Genomic DNA, 18,229 nt, shown 5'->3' on the forward strand with positions numbered 1-18,229 from the left:
AGGGTGAATCGACGCGAGGGTACACGTCCGTCGTGACGCCGGGCAGGGCATGCAGAACGCGGCCTGACGTCGGGTGGGATCCGGTTTGAACCTCACCCTGTTATATCGATATTAACGATGTGACGTATCGAAATTATTGCACATTGGCCTGCGGTGCGTGTCCGGGCGCGGGCTGCGGTGTCTGACCCGGCGGGTGTGCCAACGCCTCGGCCGACGCGGCGCGAAACGGCTTGTAGCTTGCCAAGCCCAGCACCGCCAGCATGCCCAGTCCGCCGAGCAAGGCAAACGTGGGCCGCAACCCGATCGCGTCGGCGGTGATGCCGGTGGCGATCGCCCCCAGTGGCGCAAGTGCCACGGACGCGAATCGCATGGTGGCCGTAACGCGGCCCAGCAAGGCGTCCGGAGTCACGATCTGGCGCATGCTGATGTAGTTGATGAAGAAGGCCACCGTGCCGATGTCGAACAGGAACAGGGCGAGCGCCATCGTTGCCATGTTCCAGGGCTTGTCTGCGGGCAGCAGGGCAAATGCCGCCCAGACGACCGTCGTCAAGGCCAGGCCCCAGACCATCACGTTGCCCGGGCCAACGCGATGGTTCAGGCGCTTGACGAGCACAGCGCTGACCAAAGCACCTACACCCCCAGCAATGTGCACGAGGCCAATCTGGCCTGCGTTCATGTGGAGCTCGCGGGTCGCAAAGAGAATCTGCATCGCCAGAAAGCCATGGAACAGGAACTGCCACGCCGCTGCTGCAAAGGCCATGGCGCGCAGCGCGGGGTCATTCCAGCAATAGCGAAGGCCTTCGAGCATGTCGGGCAGCAGGCCTTTGGACGGCGCGCTCGGTTGGCGTGCGCTCGCGGGCTCATCGAGCTTTACAAACAGCGCAAGCGTGAATGCCAGCGCGATCACCTCGATGGCGATCGCTTTGGGCGCACCGAAGGCCTGGATGAGCAGCCCGGCCAGCCCCGGCGCCGCCAGGCGGATCAAGGACTCCGAGGTTTGGATGATGCGATAGGCATCCACGAGCCGTGGCCGACCAACCACGTGCGTGACCAGCACCTGGTGCGCCGTGCCGAACACGGTCATCACCGCGCCGACCAGAAAGCCCACGAGGTAGAGCAGCGGCATGTTGAGCCAGCCCATGAACCACGCGGCTGGCAACAGGGCCAAGGAAGCCGCGAGCACTATGAAGCAGCCCACCAGAATGCGTTGTTTGCTGGTCTGGTCGATCCACACGCCGCTGGGCAAGCTGAGCAGCGCAAAGGGCAGGGCCTGGAAGGCCACCAGAAGGCCCATCTGCGTGGGCGAGGCGTGCAGCACCGTGGTGCCAATGATCGGCAGGGCAAGGTGCGAGATGTGCCCCGCGCCCATGGCGATCACCTCGGCGAGCCAGAGCAACGCAAACGTGCGCTCTCGCAGCAGCGGCGGGGTGATCCGGCCGAAGAATCCGCCGAATCCGGAGGTGATCGCGGGTTTCATTCTTGCTTCCCTGTCATGCACTCGGACTACGCTGCGATCGCCTGCTGGGCAATTCGCGCCAGTCCTGCGCTGCCGCTCGTGCAGGTTCTGCACGCAAGACGGCGTCAACTCTTATATAAGATAGAATTCTTAGTGTCCCGTACCGGACGGGATTTCCATGGCCAAACAGATCTTCATCATCGGCATGACGCATGCCGGAAAGACCTTTCGACCGTCCGACTGGGCTGAGCGCCTGGCCGGGGTCATGGCCTGCTTTCAGCCACCGGGTGCCGGGCCGCAAGCCCATCTCGGTTACTCACCGCTCGTGCGCCCGGTCATGATCAACGATGTCAAATGTGTTGTCGTGGACGAGAGCCTGCGCGAGCTCGAGCCCATGGCCTGGAACTTCGTGCTGTCCTTCGCCAAGGACAATGATCTTCAAACTTCGGAAGCCTGCGTGATTCCGGAGCGCCCTGCACGCTGACTGCCGCATTTGGCAGCACAGCTACCGCTCTTTCCACCGACAAAAACAACAAGGGGCGCCGCGGCGCCCCTTGTGCTTGATGCTTGATCCGGTTCTGGATCAGGCGCCCATCGCCTTGATGGCAGCGGCCAGGCGGCTCTTGTCACGGGCGGCCTTGTTCTTGTGGACGATCTTCTTGTCAGCGACGCTGTCGATCACCGACTGGGACTTCTGGAACACTTCAGCAGCTGCCTTCTTGTCACCGGCGGCCACAGCCTTGCGAACGGCCTTGATGGCGGTACGCATCATGGAGCGCAGGGCGGAGTTGTGGGCGTTCGCGACGGTGGCTTGACGGGCACGCTTGCGAGCTTGGGCGGTATTGGCCATGTGTTCAGGTTTCCAAGTAACTTTCCTCGCCACGCATCCGCCGCTGGTTGCAGGTTCACCATGAACCGGTCCGGGCGGCTCGTCAGAGTCATGCGCCGGGCGGGAAAGGAAATTCTGTGAAGCCCTAGACTATAAGCCTTTTCTGGCTCTGACGCAAGGAAATCCGCCCCGCCAGAATGAGTTGCGAGCGGCGATTGGAGCCGGTGCTCAGTGCTCCGTTCCGCGCTTTGCATCTTGAGCCCGTACCGCAGCGCAGAATGCGAGCGGTTGCAACTAAAGAAACACCGTGTGAACCTGCTCCGCGCCGCCTTTTCTGTCAGCTCCTGGACCTTCGCTTCCCGCATCACGGGCCTGTTGCGGGAAATGCTTCTTGCCAGCGCATTCGGCGCCAGCGCCATTACCGACGCGTTCAACGTCGCCTTCCGCCTGCCCAATTTGCTGCGCCGCCTGTTTGCCGAGGGGGCGTTCTCCCAGGCCTTCGTGCCGGTGCTGGGCGACATCCGTACGCGCGAGGGGGACGCGGCAGCCAAGGCGCTCATCGATCACGTGGCTGCGGCCTTGCTATGGGCGGTGGGGCTGACCAGCCTCGTTGGCGTCATCGGGGCGCCCTTGCTGGTCTACGCCATCGGCTCTGGCCTGTCCGGATCGGCGTTCGACGATGCCACCGTGATGACGCGAATCATGTTCCCGTATATCGGCTGCATGGCTATGGTGGCCCTGGGCGCGGCGGTGCTCAACACCTGGCGCAAGTTCATGCTCGCAGCAGCCACGCCGGTATTGCTCAATGTGGCCGTGATCGCGGGCATCTGGCTGGCGCCGCAATTCATGGCGCGGCCGATCTACGGCGTGGCGATTGCCGTGATGATCGGCGGACTGCTGCAAATGGGCGCGGTGTGGTGGGGGTTGCGACGGCTCAAGCTGCGCCCGGACGTTTTGAAGTCTCCGCGCAGGGCATTCGGCTACGCCGGCGTGAAGCGCGTGCTCTCACAGATGGCTCCTGCACTACTTGGGGTGTCCGTAGCGCAACTGAGCCTCATCATCAACACGCAGATCGCCACCCACCTGGGCGAGGGCCGTGTCACCTGGATCACGCTCGCCGACCGGTTGCTGGAATTTCCGAACGCGCTGCTTGGTGTCGCACTGGGTGTTGTACTCACGCCCAGCCTGACGCGCGCGGCGTCTTCCAACGACCAGGCGGGCTACAACGGGCTGATCGACTGGGGCCTGCGCCTGACCCTGCTGCTCGGTTTGCCCGCGGCGCTGGCCTTGGCGCTGATGGCCCAGCCGCTCACGGCGCTGTTGTTTCACAACGGCAAGTTCAGCGACACCGACATGATCCAGACCGCGCTGGCCGTGCAGGCCTATTCGATCGGCGTGGTTGGATTCACGCTGGTCAAGATCCTGGCGCCCGGCTTCTACGCGCGCCAGGACATGCGCTCACCCGTGAAGGTGGCGGTCATCGTGCTGATCGCCACGCAGCTCATGAACCTCTTGCTGGTCCCTTATCTGTCGCATGTGGCTCTTGCGCTTTCGATCAGCCTGGGCGCAATGCTCAATGCAGGCCTGCTCTATGTGGGACTGCGCCGCGGTGGCGCCTATCGGCCCGAGGCAGGCTGGCTGGTCTTCCTGATCAAACTGATGATTGCCCTCGCCGTCATGGGCGCGGTGCTCTGGTTCATGGGGCAGGGCGTGGACTGGGCAGCGCTGAAGGCGGCCAAGTGGGAGCGGGCGGGGCGGGTGCTGGCCATGGTGGCGGCGGGCGCCGCGACCTACTTCGTGATGCTGGCGGTGCTGGGGTTCAGGCTGAGAGACTTCCGGCGCCGCGAACCCACCTTGCCTGCGCCGGGCGCCTGACCTCGGGCTTGCAAGGGGCGTCGGGCAGGCCCAATCCCGGCGCGCCAAGCCTTGCGCCGACAGGTTCTACCGAAACGTGCTATAGTCTTGGGCTCTAAGGGGGTGATTGTTTTGCCGATCGTTCGCGTTAAAGAAAATGAGCCGTTTGAGACCGCACTGCGCCGTTTCAAGCGGGGCATTGAAAAGCTGGGTCTTTTGACTGAACTGCGCGCTCGCGAGTTCTATGAAAAGCCAACTGCGGAGCGCAAGCGCAAGAAGGCTGCTGCCGTCAAGCGCCACTACAAGCGTATTCGCAGCCAGATGCTGCCGAAGAAGATGTACTGATTCTTCTCGGTCATCGCCGCCAAACCCGCGCAAGCTTGTTCTGCGCGGGTTTGTCGTTTCTGGCCCCCAAATATGTGAATCAAGCCGAGGACACGCCATGAGCCTGAGAGACCGCATCAATGACGACGTGAAGACTGCCATGCGCAACAAGGAGAGCGACAAGCTCACCGCGCTGCGCATGCTCACTGCCGCGCTCAAGCAAAAGGAAGTGGACGAGCGCATCGAACTGACTGATGCGCATGTACTGGCCCTGGTTGAGAAGCTCATCAAGCAGCGCAAGGATTCCATCACGGCCTACGAGCAGGGCGGCCGGCCGGATCTGGCTGCCAAGGAGAAGTTCGAGCTCGATCTGCTCGCGGTGTACCTGCCTGCGCAGATGAGTGAGGCCGAGGTGGAAGCCGCCGTGGCCGCTGCCGTGGCGCAGGTCGGTGCCGCCGGCCCGCAGGACATGGGCAAGGTCATGGCCATCGTGAAGCCAGCTTTGGCGGGCAAGGCCGATATGGGAATGGTTTCGGCCAAGGTCAAGGCAGCGCTCAGCAAGTAAGTTGCAAGCTGCGAACAGCAGGGCATCCGCCATGCTGTTCTACAGAACCCAAAGCCCCGCAAACCTTGGCGTTTGCGGGGCTTTTGCGTCTAATCGGCCATCCCTTCACGCAGGCGGCCGCATGTTCCAGCTTCGCTATCTGACCTTCTGGCTTTGCGCACTCGTCGCTGTGGCGAGCGTGGGCTGGATGATTGCCTCCGGCTTCCACGCCTGGATCGCACTGCTCGCACTGACGACCGGCTTCCTGGCGGCCGTAGGCGTACGCGACATGGCGCAGGTGCGCCAGAGCGTGCGGCGCAACTACCCCATCCTGGCCAATCTGCGCTACTTCCTGGAGTTCATCCGCCCGGAGATCCGTCAGTATTTCCTGGAAGACGACACCGAGGCCAAGCCGTTTTCGCGCAACCAGCGCAGCGTGGTCTACCAGCGTGCCAAGCAGGAGGTTGACAAGCGCCCCTTCGGCACGCAGAAGGATGTCTACGAGGCCGGCTACGAGTGGATCAACCATGCCGTGGTGCCGGCCAAGGTGGAGTCCTGTGACTTTCGAATCACCATCGGCGCGGGCAAGCCGGGCGTGATCCAGCCCTACAGCGCATCGGTCTTCAACATCTCGGCCATGAGCTTTGGGGCGCTGTCGGCCAATGCCATCCGCTCGCTCAACCAGGGTGCCAAGAAGGGTGGATTTGCGCATGACACCGGAGAAGGCTCCATCAGCCAGTACCACCGCGAACACGGTGGCGATTTGATCTGGGAGATCGGCAGCGGCTACTTCGGCTGCCGCAACAAGGACGGCAGCTTCTCCGAAGAGAACTTCATCAGGAACGCGCGCGACCCGCAGGTCAAGCTCATCGAGGTCAAGCTCTCGCAGGGCGCCAAGCCCGGGCACGGCGGCGTGCTGCCCGGTCCCAAGGTCACGCCCGAGATTGCAGCCGCGCGCGGGGTGGAGCCTTGGACCGACTGTGTCTCGCCGGCCTCGCACAGCGCGTTTTCCACGCCGGTGGAGTTCATGCACTTCATCGCGCGCCTGCGCGAGCTCTCTGGCGGCAAGCCGACCGGCTTCAAGCTCGCGATCGGCCACCCGTGGGAGTTCTTTGCCATGGTCAAGGCCATGCTGGCCACGGGCATCACGCCGGACTTCATCGTCGTGGACGGCGGGGAGGGCGGCACGGGCGCCGCGCCCGTGGAGTTCACGGACCATGTGGGTACACCGCTGCAGGAGGCGCTCCTGCTGGTGCACAACACGCTGGTGGGTGCGAATCTGCGCAGCCAGATCAAGCTCGGCGCCTCGGGCAAGATCGTCACGGCCTTCGACATCGCCCGCACCATCGCCCTGGGTGCAGACTGGTGCAACAGCGCGCGCGGCTTCATGTTTGCGCTGGGCTGTATCCAGGCGCAGAGCTGCCATACGGGCAAGTGCCCAACCGGCGTCACCACGCAGGACCCCAAGCGCCAGCAGGCACTGGTGGTGCCGGACAAGGCCGAGCGCGTCTACAACTTCCAGCACAACACGCTCAAGGCCCTGGGCGAGCTGCTTGCGGCTGCTGGCCTGGATCATCCGGACGATCTGCGCCCGCACCACATCGTGCGCCGCGTTTCGCACAACCAGGTGCAGCTGCTCTCCAACCTCTATACCTTCCTCAAGCCAGGCGACCTGCTCAATGGCACGGCACAGGGCGCGGTGTTCGAGTACTACTGGCCCATGGCGCAGTGCGAGAGCTTCAAGCCGGCCTCGCACAAGTGACCCGCCTGTAAGCGACACGTGAAGCGCGCCGCGCAGACCCTGCGGCATACTTCAGCCCATGCACCTGCTTCATCGCCCCCCGCACCGCACTGCCGCCTTCCTCGCGCGGCGGGGCTCGCTGCGCGCCGGCTGGCGATCTCGGCGCGCCTAAAATCCGCGCCAAAAGCGAAGCTACTCGCCGAACGCGGTGCCGTAGCCTGCTCGCACATTCAGGGCAGGTTCGCTCTGGCAGCCGCAAACGTGATTACCCAGACCACCCGCAGCCCAGCTGCGCAGCCTTGACGCCGCGCCCGCGCCGCGTGGTCTGACCGAAAGAACAAGGACATCCCATGCTCGACATCCATCAACTGCGTAAGGACGTGACTGCCGTCGCCGAGCGCCTCGCCACGCGCGGCGGCCAACCGCTCGATGTGGCCCGTTTCAACGAACTCGAAGGCGAACGCAAGGGCCTGCAGATCCGCACCGAGGAGCTGCAAGCCAAGCGCAATGCCCTGAGCAAGCAGGTGGGCGAACTTAAGCGCAAGGGCGAAGACGCCAGCGCCGTGCTGGCCGAAGTGGCGGGCATCGGCGACGAGCTGAAGGCCAACGAAAGCGCGCTGGCCGAGCTGCAGGAGCGCTTCAATGCCTTCCTGATGGCCGTACCCAACGTACCGCACGAGAGCGTGCCCGTGGGCAAGGACGAGACCGGCAACCTGGAAGTGCGCCGCTGGGGCACGCCGCGCGCCTTCGACTTCGCTGTCAAAGATCACGTGGACATCGGTCTGCCGCTGGGCCTGGACGCCGAAACCGGCGCCAAGCTCGCCGGCGCGCGCTTCACCTTCCTCAAGGGCCCGGTGGCGCGCCTGCACCGCGCGCTCGCCCAGTTCATGCTGGACACCCAGACCGGCGAGCACGGCTACACCGAGTGCTACACGCCCTACATCGTCAACAGCGCCACGCTGCTAGGCACGGGCCAGCTGCCCAAGTTCAAGGACGACATGTTCAGCGTCAAGAAGGGTGGCGCCGAAGGCGAAGAGGGTGATCTCTACCTCATCAGCACCAGCGAGATCAGCCTCACGAACCTGGTGCGCGGCGACATGCTCAATGCCGCCGACCTGCCCATCAAGCTCACCGCGCACAGCCCCTGCTTTCGCAGCGAGGCCGGCAGCTACGGCCGCGACACGCGCGGCATGATCCGCCAGCACCAGTTCGACAAGGTCGAGATGGTGCGCATCGAGCGGCCCGAAGACAGCTTTGCGGCCCTAGAGGAGATGACCGGCCACGCCGAGAACATCCTCAAGAAGCTGGGCCTGCCCTATCGCGTCATGCTGCTCTGCACGGGTGACATGGGCTTTGGCAGCAGCAAGACCTACGACCTCGAAGTCTGGCTGCCCGCGCAAAACACCTACCGCGAGATCAGCAGTTGCAGCAACTGCGAAGCCTTCCAGGCCCGCCGCATGCAGGCCCGCTTCAAGAATGCCCAGGGCAAGACCGAGTTCGTCCACACCCTCAACGGCTCGGGCCTGGCCGTGGGCCGCACGCTAGTGGCGGTGCTGGAGAACTACCAGCAGGCCGACGGCAGCGTGGTCGTGCCCGAGGTGCTGCGGCCCTACCTGGGCGGCGATGCGGTGCTGAAAGTTTGATGCCGGGAACGGCTTTCCGCTTGTCCCATGCGGTTCTCCAGCCATTTTGGGCTGGAAACCCGCATGGATACTGCGAGAAGCCCTTTTTGTCCTGGGACGGGCGGGCCTGATGCGCTTTGCCAACCATCCCGTCCGGCTACGGTCCCTGAAGCCCACGGGCAAGCTGCGGCATCTGTTCACGCGACGTGAGGCCATGGCGCGGCTGCTGGCCGATGGCTGGCGGCGGCACACCCTGCACCCGGAGGTGGCGCGCATCGAATCGCTCACGGCCCACCTGCGCAAGCGCGGCAAGCTCACGGTCAAGTTGATCGAGGTGGGCGTGGCCAACGCTACCGCGCAGGAGCGGCGCACCCTGGGCGCGCGGCGCCGTGTGTGGGTGCGGCGCATCGAGCTGCATGTGGACGGCGTGCCGATGATCGCCGCCCGCTCTGCCACCGCCGCCCGGCACCTCAAGGGCCCCTGGCGCTATCTGCCGCGCCTGCAGCGCCGGCCGATGGGCGAGGTGCTGTTCGCCGACCCGATCGTGGCCCGATCCCCACGTGTGTTCCGGGTGGAGCGCTACAACGGTGTCGGCGGCCTGCCTTCGCGGCGGTCCCTGTTCATTCGGCAGGGGGCGCCGCTGGTGGTGGAGGAGATATTCCTCGGTCGACTAGACCGTTGAGTCCCGAAGCAGGACGGAATCGAAATGGAAGAACCGAAGCTTTTCAAATCGCCGCCACCGCTTGTGACTGGTCGAACGGGTAAAGAGTCCGCGCTCTTCGCCGTTTTGCTTCTGTTCCCTTTATGGGGCACGTTCGCCAGTATTTGGCTCGCTTCGACCGTTCCGATCATCACGCCCCTCGTCGCGATTCTTTGGATAGTAGGCATGGTGACGTCAGTCGTTCCATTTTTCCGTTCGCCGGGCGTTTCGACCGGTAGGGCGATTGTCGCGACGATCACTTGGTGGGTTTTGTCGATCCCATTCGTCTATGTGATCGCAAGTGCGTCAGCGAGTTACTTCGCTGGCCCATAAGTGAACATGGCGACCGAGTCGGTGGGCCTGGATACATAACGTGGGCAGGCCTATTGATAGAGCCGCCTAAAGGGCGATGATCAGCCCCGCAACCCCAACACATCCTGCATATCAAACAGCCCCGCTGCCTTCCCACCGAGCCATTTGGCCGCGCGCACTGCGCCCTGCGCGTAGCCGTTGCGGCTGCTGCTGCGGTGGCTGATTTCGACGCGCTCTCCGGTACCCAGGAAGAAGGCGGTGTGGTCGCCGATCACGTCGCCGCCGCGCACGACTGAGAAGCCGATTCTCCCCGCCTCGCGCTCACCGGTGTGGCCGTGGCGGGCCCAGTCGGCCACGTCTTCGAGCTTGACGCCGCGGGCGCGGGCGACGGCTTCGCCCATGCCCAGGGCGGTGCCGGAGGGGGCGTCGACCTTCTTGCTGTGGTGGGCTTCGAAGATTTCGACGTCGTATTGATCGCCCAGGGCCTGGGTGGCGAGTTCGAGCAGCTTGAAGACCACGTTCACGCCCACGCTCATGTTGGGTGCGAAGACGACCGGGATGGTCTCGGCGGCTTTCGCAATCGCCGCCTTGCCGGCCGTATCAAAGCCCGTGGTGCCGATCACGATGGCCTTGCGTGCGGCCACGCAGGCGGCCAGGTGGGCCAGGGTGCCTTCGGGGCGGGTGAAGTCGATCAGCACGCTGCTTACGGCAAGTGCCGCAGCCACGTCCGAGGTGATCGCAATCGAGGTCCCGGCGGGTGTGGTGCCCAAAGTCGTGCCCAAGGCCGGGCTGTCGGCGCGGTCGAGCAGGGCGGTGATGGCGACCTGCGGATCCGCCAGTGCGGCGTCGATCAGCATGCGGCCCATGCGGCCGCTGGCGCCGGCGATGGCGATCCGCGTTGCAACGCCCGCCATGCTCAGGCTCCGGCGGCAGCCGACAGAGCGGAAATCTTGAGCGCCTCGGTGGCGGTGGGCTGGGGGTCGCCCTGCCACTTGATGAGCCTGTCGCCGTCAAAGAACAGGGTGAAGCGGCGCATCTCGGTGACCTCACCGCGCTTGCGCATGGCAAAGCCGTAGTCCCAGCGGTTGGCATGCAGGTCCGAGCGCAGCAGCGGCGAGCCGAGCAGGGCCTGTACCTGCAGGCGGGTCATGCCTTCCTTGAGCTGGGCGACCTGCTCGCTGGTGATCAGGTTGCCCTGCTGGATGTCCGGGCGGTAGACGCTGCAGCCGGTGGCAAGCACCAATACGAAACCGGCGGCGATGAACGACAGGAAGCGCAGAGCAGAAGACATGAAGGGGACCATCAAGCGGAATTGCACCGTGCGTGCCGCCTGTTGCGTGCCCCGAGCGGGCGGGCACAGGCGGCTGGGTGAGGGGCCGCGCGCCGGGCAGGGTTTCTGCCTCAGCCGCCGCGGCGGGTCGGGCCGTATCATAGGTCACCCTTCCGGGGCACTTCTCCAACGCACCTCGTTCGCATTCGCGCCCTGCGCGGCTGCGGCCCGATCCGATGCCGAACTCCAGCCAGAACCTCAAAGAGATGGGCCTGAAGGCCACCCTGCCGCGCATGAAGGTGCTGGAGGTCTTTCACAAGAGCCCGCAGCGCCATCTGAGCGCGGAAGACGTCTACAAGCTGCTGCTGGCCGAGCAGGGCGACGTGGGCCTGGCCACCGTGTACCGCGTGCTCACGCAGTTCGAGCAGGCCGGCCTGCTCAAGCGCAACCACTTCGAAAGCGGCAAGGCGGTCTTCGAGCTCAACGAGGGCAGCCACCACGACCACATCGTCTGCCTCGATTGCGGGCATGTGGAGGAGTTCTACGACGCCGGCATCGAGCAGCGCCAGGACGCCGTGGCCGCCGAGCGCGGCTTCAAGCTCGTGGAGCATTCGCTGTCGCTGTACGCGAACTGCGCCCGGACCGAATGCCCGCACCGCAAGCAGAGCTGATCGTTTTGTCCGATATTGATCCATTCGTGCTGGATCAATAAGGCACTTTCCGCATGTTCGATGCGGATTTCGGCATGTTTTGGATGCCGACGAAATTCGGCCGAAAATGAATCAAATGAGCTCTGATGCGGCTCTCCAGCCGGTGCTCATTCTGTGTCGAGGGCGCGATCGGTGCGCTGCAGCCGCGGCAGCCCGCGTGCTGACGGTGCTCAATCGGCCGCCAGCAGCTCTTTCGCGTGCTTCTTGCTGGTGGCGGTGATGGTTTCGCCGGCCAGCATGCGGGCGATTTCGTCCACGCGGTCGGCCGCACTCAGGCTGCGGATGGCGCTTTGCGTGCTGCCGGCCACGGTGAACTTTTCCACCTTGAACTGCTGATGCGCCCGGGCCGCCACCTGGGGCAGGTGGGTCACGGCCAGCACCTGGCGGTCGGCGCCGAGCTGGCGCATCAGGCGGCCGACGACTTCGGCCACCGCGCCGCCGACGCCGGCGTCCACCTCGTCAAAGATCAGGGTCGGGGTGGCGTTGGCCGTGGAGGCGATGACGGCAATCGCCAGCGAAATGCGTGACAGCTCCCCGCCCGAGGCCACCTTGCCCAAGGCGCGGGGCGTGGCGCCGGCATGGCCGGCCACCAGAAACTCCACGGCGTCTGTGCCGGTGGGGCCGGCGTCTTCGGCGGTGAGCGCAATGTCCAGACGGCCGCCCTGCATCGCGAGCGTCTGCATGGCCTCGGTGGCGGCAGCGGAGAGCTTCTTGGCGACTTTCGCGCGCTCAGTCGAAAGCTTCTTGGCCGCCTGGTCGAACATTCTTTGCGCCGCATCGACAGCGGCTTGCAGCGCGGGCAGATTGCTTGCGGCATCCAGTGCGCCCATCTTTTCGCGCGCAGCCTGCCAGTGGTCGGCCAAAGCCGCGGGTTCCACGCGCAGCTTGCGTGCGGTGCCATGCAGCGCGGACAGGCGCTGCTCAATCTCCTCGAGTCGCTGCGGGTCCAGATCGCTGCTATTCAAATAGTGGGACAGTGCATAGGCCGCCTCGCGCGCCTGGATGGCAGCGGCTTCAAGCGCGTCCACGGCGCCTTGCAGGCGGGCGTCGTGCGCCAGCTGGGCGGCCAGGCGGCTGTGCAGACTTTCCAGGCGGCCGATGATGGGTTCGTCCGACTCTTCCAGTGCGTTCAACGCGGAGGAGGCGGATTCGATCAGCCCGGCGGCATGAGAAAGCCTCCGGTGCTCGCTCTCCACCTCGGCCCATTCGCCGGGCTGCGGCGCCAGGCGGTCCAGCTCATCGAGCTGCCAGGCCAGGCGCTCACGCTCGGCGTCGAGGCTGGCCTGCTCGGTTTGGGCGCGGGTAAGCAGGGCGCGGGCTTCGCGCAGGGTCTTCCAGCGCTCGGCCACATCCGCCACCTGCGGCTCCAGCTTGCCAAAGGCATCCAGCAGGCTGCGCTGGGCGGCGGGCTTCTGCAGCAACTGGTGGGCGTGCTGGCCGTGAATATCCACCAGCAGGTCGCCCAAAGCGCGCAGCTGGGTCACGGGCACGGCGGCGCCATTGATGAAGGCCTTGCTGCGGCCCTCGCGGTCGATCACGCGGCGCAGCAGAACGGTGTCTGATGCGTCGAATTCGTGCTCTGCCAGAAAGGCAGCGACGTTCGCGTCCACATCAAATTCCGCTGCAATGCTGGTCTTGGCTGCGCCCTCGCGGATCACGCCGGCGTCGCCCCGGCCGCCTAGCACGAGACCCAGCGCGTCGATCAGGATGCTCTTGCCCGCGCCGGTCTCACCGGTGAGGGCCGAGAAGCCGGCCGAGAAGTCGATCTCGGCCTCGGTGACGAGCACAAAGTCGGTGAGGTGCAGACTGCGCAGCATGGCTTAGAGTGAAACGCCCTAGCTGGGCATGAGGTTCCAGTGCAGCTTGCGCCGCAGGGTGGCGAAGTAGTCGTAGCCGGGCGGGTGCAGCAGCTGCAGCCGGTGCCTGGAGGGCGTGACGCGCACCACATCGCCCAATTCGAGCGTGGAGAAGGTCTGCATGTCGCAGTGCGCGGCCATTTCCTTGCCGGCGACCACCTCGATGTCGAGGGTCACGTCCGCGGGCAGCACGATCGGCCGGTTACTCAAGCTCTGGGGTGCCACCGGCACCAGGGTGATGCCGGCCAGGGACGGATGCAGCATCGGCCCGCCAGCGCTCATGGCGTAGGCCGTGCTGCCAGTGGGGGTGGAGACGATCAGCGCATCGGCGCGCTGCTGGTAGACCAGGTCGCCGTCGATCCGCACCACAAACTCAAGCATGCCGCCGGCCGCGCCGCGCTGCACCACCACGTCGTTCAGGGCAAGTGCCGACCAGATGCCCGCGTTCTCGCGCCGCACCTGGCAATCGAACATGCTGCGTGCCTCCAGCGAATAGTTGCCGCCCAGCAGCGAACCCAGCGCCGGCTGCCAGTCGCGCAAGGGCACATCGGTCATGAAGCCCAGGCGTCCGTGGTTGATGCCGATCAGCGGCACGCCCAGCGGCGCCAGCACGCGAGCGGCACCGAGCAGGGTGCCGTCGCCACCGACCACGATGGCGGCCCGGGCGCGGCCCGGTGCGTCTTCCAGCGCAATCTTGGGCAGATGGCAGACGTCCAGCGAGGCGGCGCTGTCGGCGTCGATGCAGACCTGCCCGCCCTGGGCCTGGAGCCATTCGCCGATGGCGGTGAGGGTGTCGCCCAGCCCGGGTGTGTTGGCGCGGCCGACGAGCACGAACTGGGTGAGCGATTGCATGCCGGCGATTCTATCGACAGGCTGTGGCGCCTTGTCCCCTGGCCTGTGGATCGCTGGTGTGATCGATGGCGCACCGCCGCGGCCTGAATCCATACAATCAGCTGCCATGGACCCCCGATCTCATCTGCTGCTCAAGACGCTGATCGAACGATATATCGCCGAGGGGCAGCCCGTCGGCTCGCGCACCCTGTCGCGCTGGTCCGGGCTGGATCTGTCGGCAGCCACCATCCGCAACGTGATGAGCGACCTCGAAGAGGCCGGGCTGATCGTCAGCCCGCACACCTCCGCCGGGCGTATCCCGACGCCGCGCGGCTACCGCCTGTTTGTGGACACCATGCTCACTGTGCAGCCGCTGGAAAGCGTGGAGCAGCAGGCGCTGAACGAGACCATCCAGCAGAACCTGCAGCCGGCATCGCCGCAGAAGGTCATCAGCGCGGCCGCGCAGCTGCTGTCCAGCCTGTCCCAGTTTGCTGGGGTCGTGCTTACCCCGCGGCGCAGCCAGACCTTCAAGCATGTGGAGTTTCTGCGTCTGGGCGAGCGGCGTGTGCTGATGATCATCGTCACACCCGAGGGCGATGTACAGAACCGCATGATCCTGCTGGAGCAGGATCTGAGTGCGTCCCAGCTGGTGGAGGCGGGCAATTTTCTCAATACGCACTTTGCGGGCAGCAGCTTCGACGAAGCCGCCAGCCGCCTGAAGCAGGAGCTGGGCAGCCTGCGCGACGAGGTGCAGACGCTGATGCAGGCCGCGATGGCCGCCGGCTCCCAGGCCATGAGCGACGATCAGGAGCAGGTGCTCATCAGTGGTGAGCGGCGCCTGCTGGATGTGGCGGACTTCTCCACCAACATGGCGCGCCTGCGCCAGTTGTTCGACGTGTTCGAGAGCAAGACCAGCCTGCTGCGCCTGCTGGAAACCGGCGGCAATGCCGAGGGCGTGCAGATCTTCATCGGCGGCGAGTCCCAGCTCGTGCCGGTGGAGGAAGTGTCGGTGGTGGCGGCACCCTACAAGGTGAACGGCCAGGTAGTCGGCACGCTCGGCGTGGTTGGTCCCACGCGCATGGCCTACGACCGCGTGGTGCCGCTGGTGGACATCACTGCGCGCCTGCTGTCCAACGCGCTTACATATTCTTCGGGCGAGGCTGGCGCGCCTCCACCTGGCCCGACCGCTCCGGCCTAGCACTGCTGTCTGGCACGGGCAGGCGCGGCATGGGCCCCGGCGCCAATACTTGCCGCACCGTGCCGCGGTAGTGCGCCGCCGCTTGGCTGCGGGACACGCCGGTGGCATCGAGCAGCGCATCGGCCGCGGCAATTTCGCCGTCGCTCATCACGTTGTCGATCCACGTCAGAAGGCGCTTGCGCTCGTCGGGGCTAAGGGGCGGGAGATCCGGCAGGTCGCGCGCCAGCGCCCAGGACCAGGCCTCGATCCGTTCACGCGCCAGCACGAAGGCCTGCCCGGCGGGCGTGTCGGCATCCAGTCCGCCGGCCGGCGTGTTGCGCTCCCAGAGCGCAAGGCCCACGCTGCGGTCGATCACGGTTGTCGCAGTCGTGGCCATCAGTTCACCCAGACGGCCGCAGCTCGGGCGGACCCCCGGCTCGCCGCTCAGGCAGAGATTGATCGCCGGCGGGTTGATGGCGGCGGCCCAGCCATAGGCTTCGATGGCGCTGTTCAGGCGACTGCCGTGCCGCACGGCGAGCGCCTGTTCAAGCCGGCGCAGCATGCTGGTCTGGCGCAGATCAAAGCGTGTGCTCGCTGCCGCCTTTGCCAGCAGCATGGGCATGGCGCCCAGCTTGGCTTGCGTCGCTGCAGGATTTGGGGCGCGCGACACCGCATCGGCTAGGCTGAGCCAGGCGGCGCCGTTGTCGGGTTCCAGTTCGGTCCAGAGTTGTGCCCAGCGCACGGAGAAACAGCCGGGTTCGGCGCTGCAGTAGGTATTCAGGTAGGCCAGCAGGTCGGCATCGCCGTTGTGGCGCTCGCCCAGCCCGCGCAGCATGGCGTCGCGCAGGGCTCGGGCCTCATCCGGAGGCGTGCCCACGCGGTCATAGTTGGTGAGCACGGCGCGCACCAGCGGGTCAGGCGTGCTGGCGGCCAGCGCGTCGATGCGTCGCTGGTTGGCGCAGCCCGAACTCAGTACGAGCAGCAGTGCGGCCACGGCGCAAGGCAGTGCGCGCATCCACCTGGGGGTCAAGCCGGCGTCCTTTCAGTCAAGCGAGGCTTCATGGGGATCGTTGCTGTGCCCAATGGGCTGCGGTGAAGGTGGGGTGTCAGGGTTTGCACGGCCGGTGCGGCGCGAGGCCCCGTGCAAACCCCGCAGGAATCGCACGGCGCGTGCGGACCCTCTGCCTACAATCCGGCAACCCTAGTTCACTCGAATATGAAATTCAATCCTCCAGCTGGGTACAAACATGGACAGGCGCCGCGCATCGGGGTTCTTCTGGTGCAGCTGGGCACGCCGGATGAGCCCACGGCCCCAGCCCTGCGGCGTTATCTGGCGCAATTCCTGAGCGACCCGCGGGTGGTCGAGATTCCCCGTCTTGTGTGGCTGCCGATCCTGCACGGCATCATCCTGAACGTGCGGCCCGCCAAGAGCGCGCGCAAGTACGCCAGCATCTGGATGAACGACGGCCCGGATAAAGGAAGCCCGCTGCGCGTCTACAGCGAGAAGCAGGCCAAGCTGCTGCGCGGCTATCTGGGCGACGCCGGAATCGATGCCGAGGTGGCGCTCGCCATGCGCTACGGCAACCCCAGCGTGGAGAGCGTGCTGAACAGCCTGCTCGAGAAGAACGTGGACCGCCTGCTGGTGGTGCCCATGTATCCACAGTACTCAGCCACCACCACGGCCAGCGTGATCGACGAGGTCAATCGTGCGCTGTTCAAAGTGCGCAACATGCCGGAGCTGCGCTTCGTGAAGCACTGGCACGACAACCCCGCCTACATCGATGCGCTGGTGGCGTCTGTCCGCCGGCACTTCGAGCGTGAAGGCGTGCCCGAGAAGCTGGTGATGAGCTTTCATGGTGTGCCCAAGCGCACCCTGCTGCTGGGCGACCCCTATCACTGCGAGTGCTACAAGACCGCGCGTCTGGTGGCCGAGCGTCTGGGCTGGCCGCGCGACAAGCTGGTGGTGAGCTTCCAGTCGCGCTTCGGCAAGGCCGAATGGCTCAAGCCCTACACACAGGAGACGCTCGTCGAGCTGGCCAAAAGCGGTACCGAGCATGTAGCCGTGATGTGCCCGGCCTTCGTGTCGGACTGTCTCGAGACGCTCGAGGAAATCAATGACGAAGTGCGCCACGAGTTTCTCGCCGCGGGTGGCAAGCGCTTCGACTACATCCCCTGCCTGAACGACAGCGACCCCTGGATCCACGCCCTCACCGGCATCGTGCGCAGCCACATGCAGGGCTGGGGCGATGGCAAGGCAGACCTTGCGCAGCTCAAGACCACCGCCAGCGAGGCGCAGCGCGTGGGTGCGAGCAACATCAGCGAGAAGGCGGCTTGAGCGCTGCCAGTGCGGCAGCGCAGCACGGCGTCCGCCGCTGCCTGGCGCTGGATGCGCTGGGCCTGCTGATGGTGGACGATCTGCGTGCGGCTGTGGAGTCCGTGTTGCAGTCCGGGCGGCTGGTGCCGGACAGTCTGGACCTGTACCGCGATGCGCCCTGGGCGCCCGACGAGCTGGGACGCTGGTTGACACAGCTTGCGACCTTGACGGGAACGGCGCGGCCCGAGCCACAGGTGATCGGGCACTGGCTGGCTTGCCGCGGTCTGGCGGCCCTGGACGAGAGTGTCGATGTCGCCGCCGTACTCATCGGTGTCCTCCGCCATCTGGACGATCTGGACGCGAACCCCCTCGCACCGGTGAGGCTGAAGGATCGGCTGCAACTGGGTTCGCTGCTCTATCTCGGCTACGCGCTGGCCGATCTGGCCGATGTGCAGCAGGCCGACGACGCCATGGCCGAGCTGGAAGCACGGGCGCGGGCCGAAGCCGGTGCATGGCTCGCAGCGCATCCTCTGCCCGCCGAGCGTGACTTAGGCCCGTTGCCGCTCGGGCGAATCGGGTTTGTCTCGCCCGTCTAGACCGGTTGGCCAAAACAGGCCTTTCCGCTTGTCTCATGCGGGTCTCCAGCCACTTTGGGCTGAAGACCCGCATGAATGCTGGATCTGGATGTC

The 18,229-nt window shown here is 65.6% G+C and carries 19 protein-coding genes; 12 read left to right on the top strand and 7 right to left on the bottom strand.

The window, feature by feature from the left end; translation table 11 throughout:
• Positions 1-133: 133 nt before the first annotated feature.
• Positions 134-1,477, bottom strand: a complete 1,344-nt coding sequence (locus tag ACMDW7_RS06295; protein ID WP_377302287.1) for an MFS transporter — start codon at positions 1,475-1,477, stop codon at positions 134-136.
• A gap of 157 nt (positions 1,478-1,634) precedes the next feature.
• On the opposite strand from ACMDW7_RS06295, the gene ACMDW7_RS06300 reads away from it, so the two are divergent.
• Positions 1,635-1,940 carry a DUF3579 domain-containing protein gene (locus tag ACMDW7_RS06300; RefSeq protein ID WP_054127076.1) on the top strand — a complete coding sequence of 102 codons (306 nt, stop codon included), beginning with the start codon at positions 1,635-1,637 and terminating at the stop codon, positions 1,938-1,940.
• 99 nt (positions 1,941-2,039) lie between these two features.
• On the opposite strand, the gene rpsT is transcribed toward ACMDW7_RS06300, so the two are convergent.
• Positions 2,040-2,306, bottom strand: a complete 267-nt coding sequence (gene rpsT / locus ACMDW7_RS06305) for a 30S ribosomal protein S20 (RefSeq protein WP_054127077.1) — start codon at positions 2,304-2,306, stop codon at positions 2,040-2,042.
• 288 nt (positions 2,307-2,594) lie between these two features.
• On the opposite strand from rpsT, the gene murJ reads away from it, so the two are divergent.
• From murJ to ACMDW7_RS06340, 7 genes are all read left to right on the top strand, one after another.
• A complete protein-coding gene (gene murJ, locus ACMDW7_RS06310) occupies positions 2,595-4,160 on the top strand; it encodes a murein biosynthesis integral membrane protein MurJ (RefSeq protein WP_377302284.1) in 1,566 nt (521 codons plus the stop codon).
• 111 nt (positions 4,161-4,271) lie between these two features.
• On the top strand, positions 4,272-4,484 hold the full coding sequence (rpsU, locus tag ACMDW7_RS06315) for a 30S ribosomal protein S21 (protein WP_054127079.1): 213 nt from the start codon (positions 4,272-4,274) through the stop codon (positions 4,482-4,484).
• Between the two features lie 97 nt (positions 4,485-4,581).
• Positions 4,582-5,028: a GatB/YqeY domain-containing protein gene (locus ACMDW7_RS06320; RefSeq protein WP_377302282.1), complete on the top strand. Its 447-nt coding sequence runs from the start codon at positions 4,582-4,584 to the stop codon at positions 5,026-5,028.
• A 121-nt stretch (positions 5,029-5,149) separates the two neighbouring features.
• Positions 5,150-6,769, top strand: coding sequence for an FMN-binding glutamate synthase family protein (locus ACMDW7_RS06325; RefSeq protein WP_377302280.1), 1,620 nt, complete (start codon positions 5,150-5,152; stop codon positions 6,767-6,769).
• A 329-nt stretch (positions 6,770-7,098) separates the two neighbouring features.
• Positions 7,099-8,391, top strand: a complete 1,293-nt coding sequence (gene serS, locus ACMDW7_RS06330) for a serine--tRNA ligase (RefSeq protein ID WP_377302278.1) — start codon at positions 7,099-7,101, stop codon at positions 8,389-8,391.
• 109 nt (positions 8,392-8,500) lie between these two features.
• Positions 8,501-9,052 (top strand): chorismate--pyruvate lyase family protein, encoded by a 552-nt coding sequence (locus tag ACMDW7_RS06335; RefSeq protein ID WP_377302276.1) that lies wholly within the window; start codon positions 8,501-8,503, stop codon positions 9,050-9,052.
• 24 nt (positions 9,053-9,076) lie between these two features.
• On the top strand, positions 9,077-9,403 hold the full coding sequence (locus tag ACMDW7_RS06340; protein WP_377302275.1) for a hypothetical protein: 327 nt from the start codon (positions 9,077-9,079) through the stop codon (positions 9,401-9,403).
• Positions 9,404-9,483: 80 nt separating this feature from the next.
• On the opposite strand, the gene dapB is transcribed toward ACMDW7_RS06340, so the two are convergent.
• Together dapB and ACMDW7_RS06350 are read right to left on the bottom strand one after the other, a co-directional pair.
• Positions 9,484-10,296, bottom strand: a complete 813-nt coding sequence (gene dapB, locus ACMDW7_RS06345) for a 4-hydroxy-tetrahydrodipicolinate reductase (protein WP_377302273.1) — start codon at positions 10,294-10,296, stop codon at positions 9,484-9,486.
• A 2-nt stretch (positions 10,297-10,298) separates the two neighbouring features.
• A complete protein-coding gene (locus ACMDW7_RS06350; protein ID WP_377302271.1) occupies positions 10,299-10,673 on the bottom strand; it encodes an outer membrane protein assembly factor BamE in 375 nt (124 codons plus the stop codon).
• A gap of 215 nt (positions 10,674-10,888) precedes the next feature.
• Between ACMDW7_RS06350 and fur the strand changes: the two genes are divergently transcribed.
• Positions 10,889-11,323 (top strand): ferric iron uptake transcriptional regulator, encoded by a 435-nt coding sequence (fur, locus tag ACMDW7_RS06355; protein WP_377302269.1) that lies wholly within the window; start codon positions 10,889-10,891, stop codon positions 11,321-11,323.
• 209 nt (positions 11,324-11,532) lie between these two features.
• Here the strand turns inward: fur and recN are convergent, their stop codons facing one another.
• Together recN and ACMDW7_RS06365 are read right to left on the bottom strand one after the other, a co-directional pair.
• Positions 11,533-13,179 carry a DNA repair protein RecN gene (gene recN / locus ACMDW7_RS06360; RefSeq protein ID WP_377302267.1) on the bottom strand — a complete coding sequence of 549 codons (1,647 nt, stop codon included), beginning with the start codon at positions 13,177-13,179 and terminating at the stop codon, positions 11,533-11,535.
• An 18-nt stretch (positions 13,180-13,197) separates the two neighbouring features.
• The gene (locus tag ACMDW7_RS06365; RefSeq protein ID WP_377302265.1) at positions 13,198-14,070 is read right to left on the bottom strand and encodes an NAD kinase; all 873 of its coding nucleotides are present in this window, start codon (positions 14,068-14,070) and stop codon (positions 13,198-13,200) included.
• A gap of 106 nt (positions 14,071-14,176) precedes the next feature.
• Here ACMDW7_RS06365 and hrcA point away from each other — a divergent pair, with 106 nt between their 5' ends.
• Complete coding sequence (hrcA, locus tag ACMDW7_RS06370) at positions 14,177-15,247, top strand: heat-inducible transcriptional repressor HrcA (protein ID WP_377302264.1); 1,071 nt, start codon at positions 14,177-14,179, stop codon at positions 15,245-15,247.
• Here hrcA and ACMDW7_RS06375 read toward each other — a convergent pair.
• The gene (locus ACMDW7_RS06375; RefSeq protein WP_377302262.1) at positions 15,189-16,256 is read right to left on the bottom strand and encodes a hypothetical protein; all 1,068 of its coding nucleotides are present in this window, start codon (positions 16,254-16,256) and stop codon (positions 15,189-15,191) included. The genes hrcA and ACMDW7_RS06375 overlap by 59 nt on opposite strands.
• 186 nt (positions 16,257-16,442) lie before the next feature.
• Here ACMDW7_RS06375 and hemH point away from each other — a divergent pair, with 186 nt between their 5' ends.
• Complete coding sequence (gene hemH / locus ACMDW7_RS06380) at positions 16,443-17,561, top strand: ferrochelatase (protein ID WP_377302260.1); 1,119 nt, start codon at positions 16,443-16,445, stop codon at positions 17,559-17,561.
• Positions 17,558-18,136, top strand: coding sequence for a hypothetical protein (locus ACMDW7_RS06385; protein WP_377302258.1), 579 nt, complete (start codon positions 17,558-17,560; stop codon positions 18,134-18,136). Before hemH ends, ACMDW7_RS06385 begins: the two co-directional genes overlap by 4 nt.
• The last annotated feature ends 93 nt before the right edge of the window (positions 18,137-18,229 follow it).

The organism is Piscinibacterium candidicorallinum (assembly GCF_047549485.1).
Taxonomy (GTDB): Bacteria; Pseudomonadota; Gammaproteobacteria; order Burkholderiales; family Burkholderiaceae_C; genus Piscinibacterium; species Piscinibacterium candidicorallinum.

Excerpts from the sequence above, each read along its gene's own strand:
- ACMDW7_RS06295 (WP_377302287.1), bottom strand. The coding sequence starts at position 1,477 with ATGAAACCCGCGATCACCTCCGGATTCGGCGGATTCTTCGGCCGGATC.
- ACMDW7_RS06300 (WP_054127076.1), top strand. The coding sequence starts at position 1,635 with ATGGCCAAACAGATCTTCATCATCGGCATGACGCATGCCGGAAAGACC.
- rpsT (WP_054127077.1), bottom strand. The coding sequence starts at position 2,306 with ATGGCCAATACCGCCCAAGCTCGCAAGCGTGCCCGTCAAGCCACCGTC.
- ACMDW7_RS06320 (WP_377302282.1), top strand. The coding sequence starts at position 4,582 with ATGAGCCTGAGAGACCGCATCAATGACGACGTGAAGACTGCCATGCGC.
- ACMDW7_RS06325 (WP_377302280.1), top strand. The coding sequence starts at position 5,150 with ATGTTCCAGCTTCGCTATCTGACCTTCTGGCTTTGCGCACTCGTCGCT.
- serS (WP_377302278.1), top strand. The coding sequence starts at position 7,099 with ATGCTCGACATCCATCAACTGCGTAAGGACGTGACTGCCGTCGCCGAG.
- ACMDW7_RS06335 (WP_377302276.1), top strand. The coding sequence starts at position 8,501 with ATGCGCTTTGCCAACCATCCCGTCCGGCTACGGTCCCTGAAGCCCACG.
- ACMDW7_RS06340 (WP_377302275.1), top strand. The coding sequence starts at position 9,077 with ATGGAAGAACCGAAGCTTTTCAAATCGCCGCCACCGCTTGTGACTGGT.
- dapB (WP_377302273.1), bottom strand. The coding sequence starts at position 10,296 with ATGGCGGGCGTTGCAACGCGGATCGCCATCGCCGGCGCCAGCGGCCGC.
- ACMDW7_RS06350 (WP_377302271.1), bottom strand. The coding sequence starts at position 10,673 with ATGTCTTCTGCTCTGCGCTTCCTGTCGTTCATCGCCGCCGGTTTCGTA.
- fur (WP_377302269.1), top strand. The coding sequence starts at position 10,889 with ATGCCGAACTCCAGCCAGAACCTCAAAGAGATGGGCCTGAAGGCCACC.
- recN (WP_377302267.1), bottom strand. The coding sequence starts at position 13,179 with ATGCTGCGCAGTCTGCACCTCACCGACTTTGTGCTCGTCACCGAGGCC.
- ACMDW7_RS06365 (WP_377302265.1), bottom strand. The coding sequence starts at position 14,070 with ATGCAATCGCTCACCCAGTTCGTGCTCGTCGGCCGCGCCAACACACCC.
- hrcA (WP_377302264.1), top strand. The coding sequence starts at position 14,177 with ATGGACCCCCGATCTCATCTGCTGCTCAAGACGCTGATCGAACGATAT.
- hemH (WP_377302260.1), top strand. The coding sequence starts at position 16,443 with ATGAAATTCAATCCTCCAGCTGGGTACAAACATGGACAGGCGCCGCGC.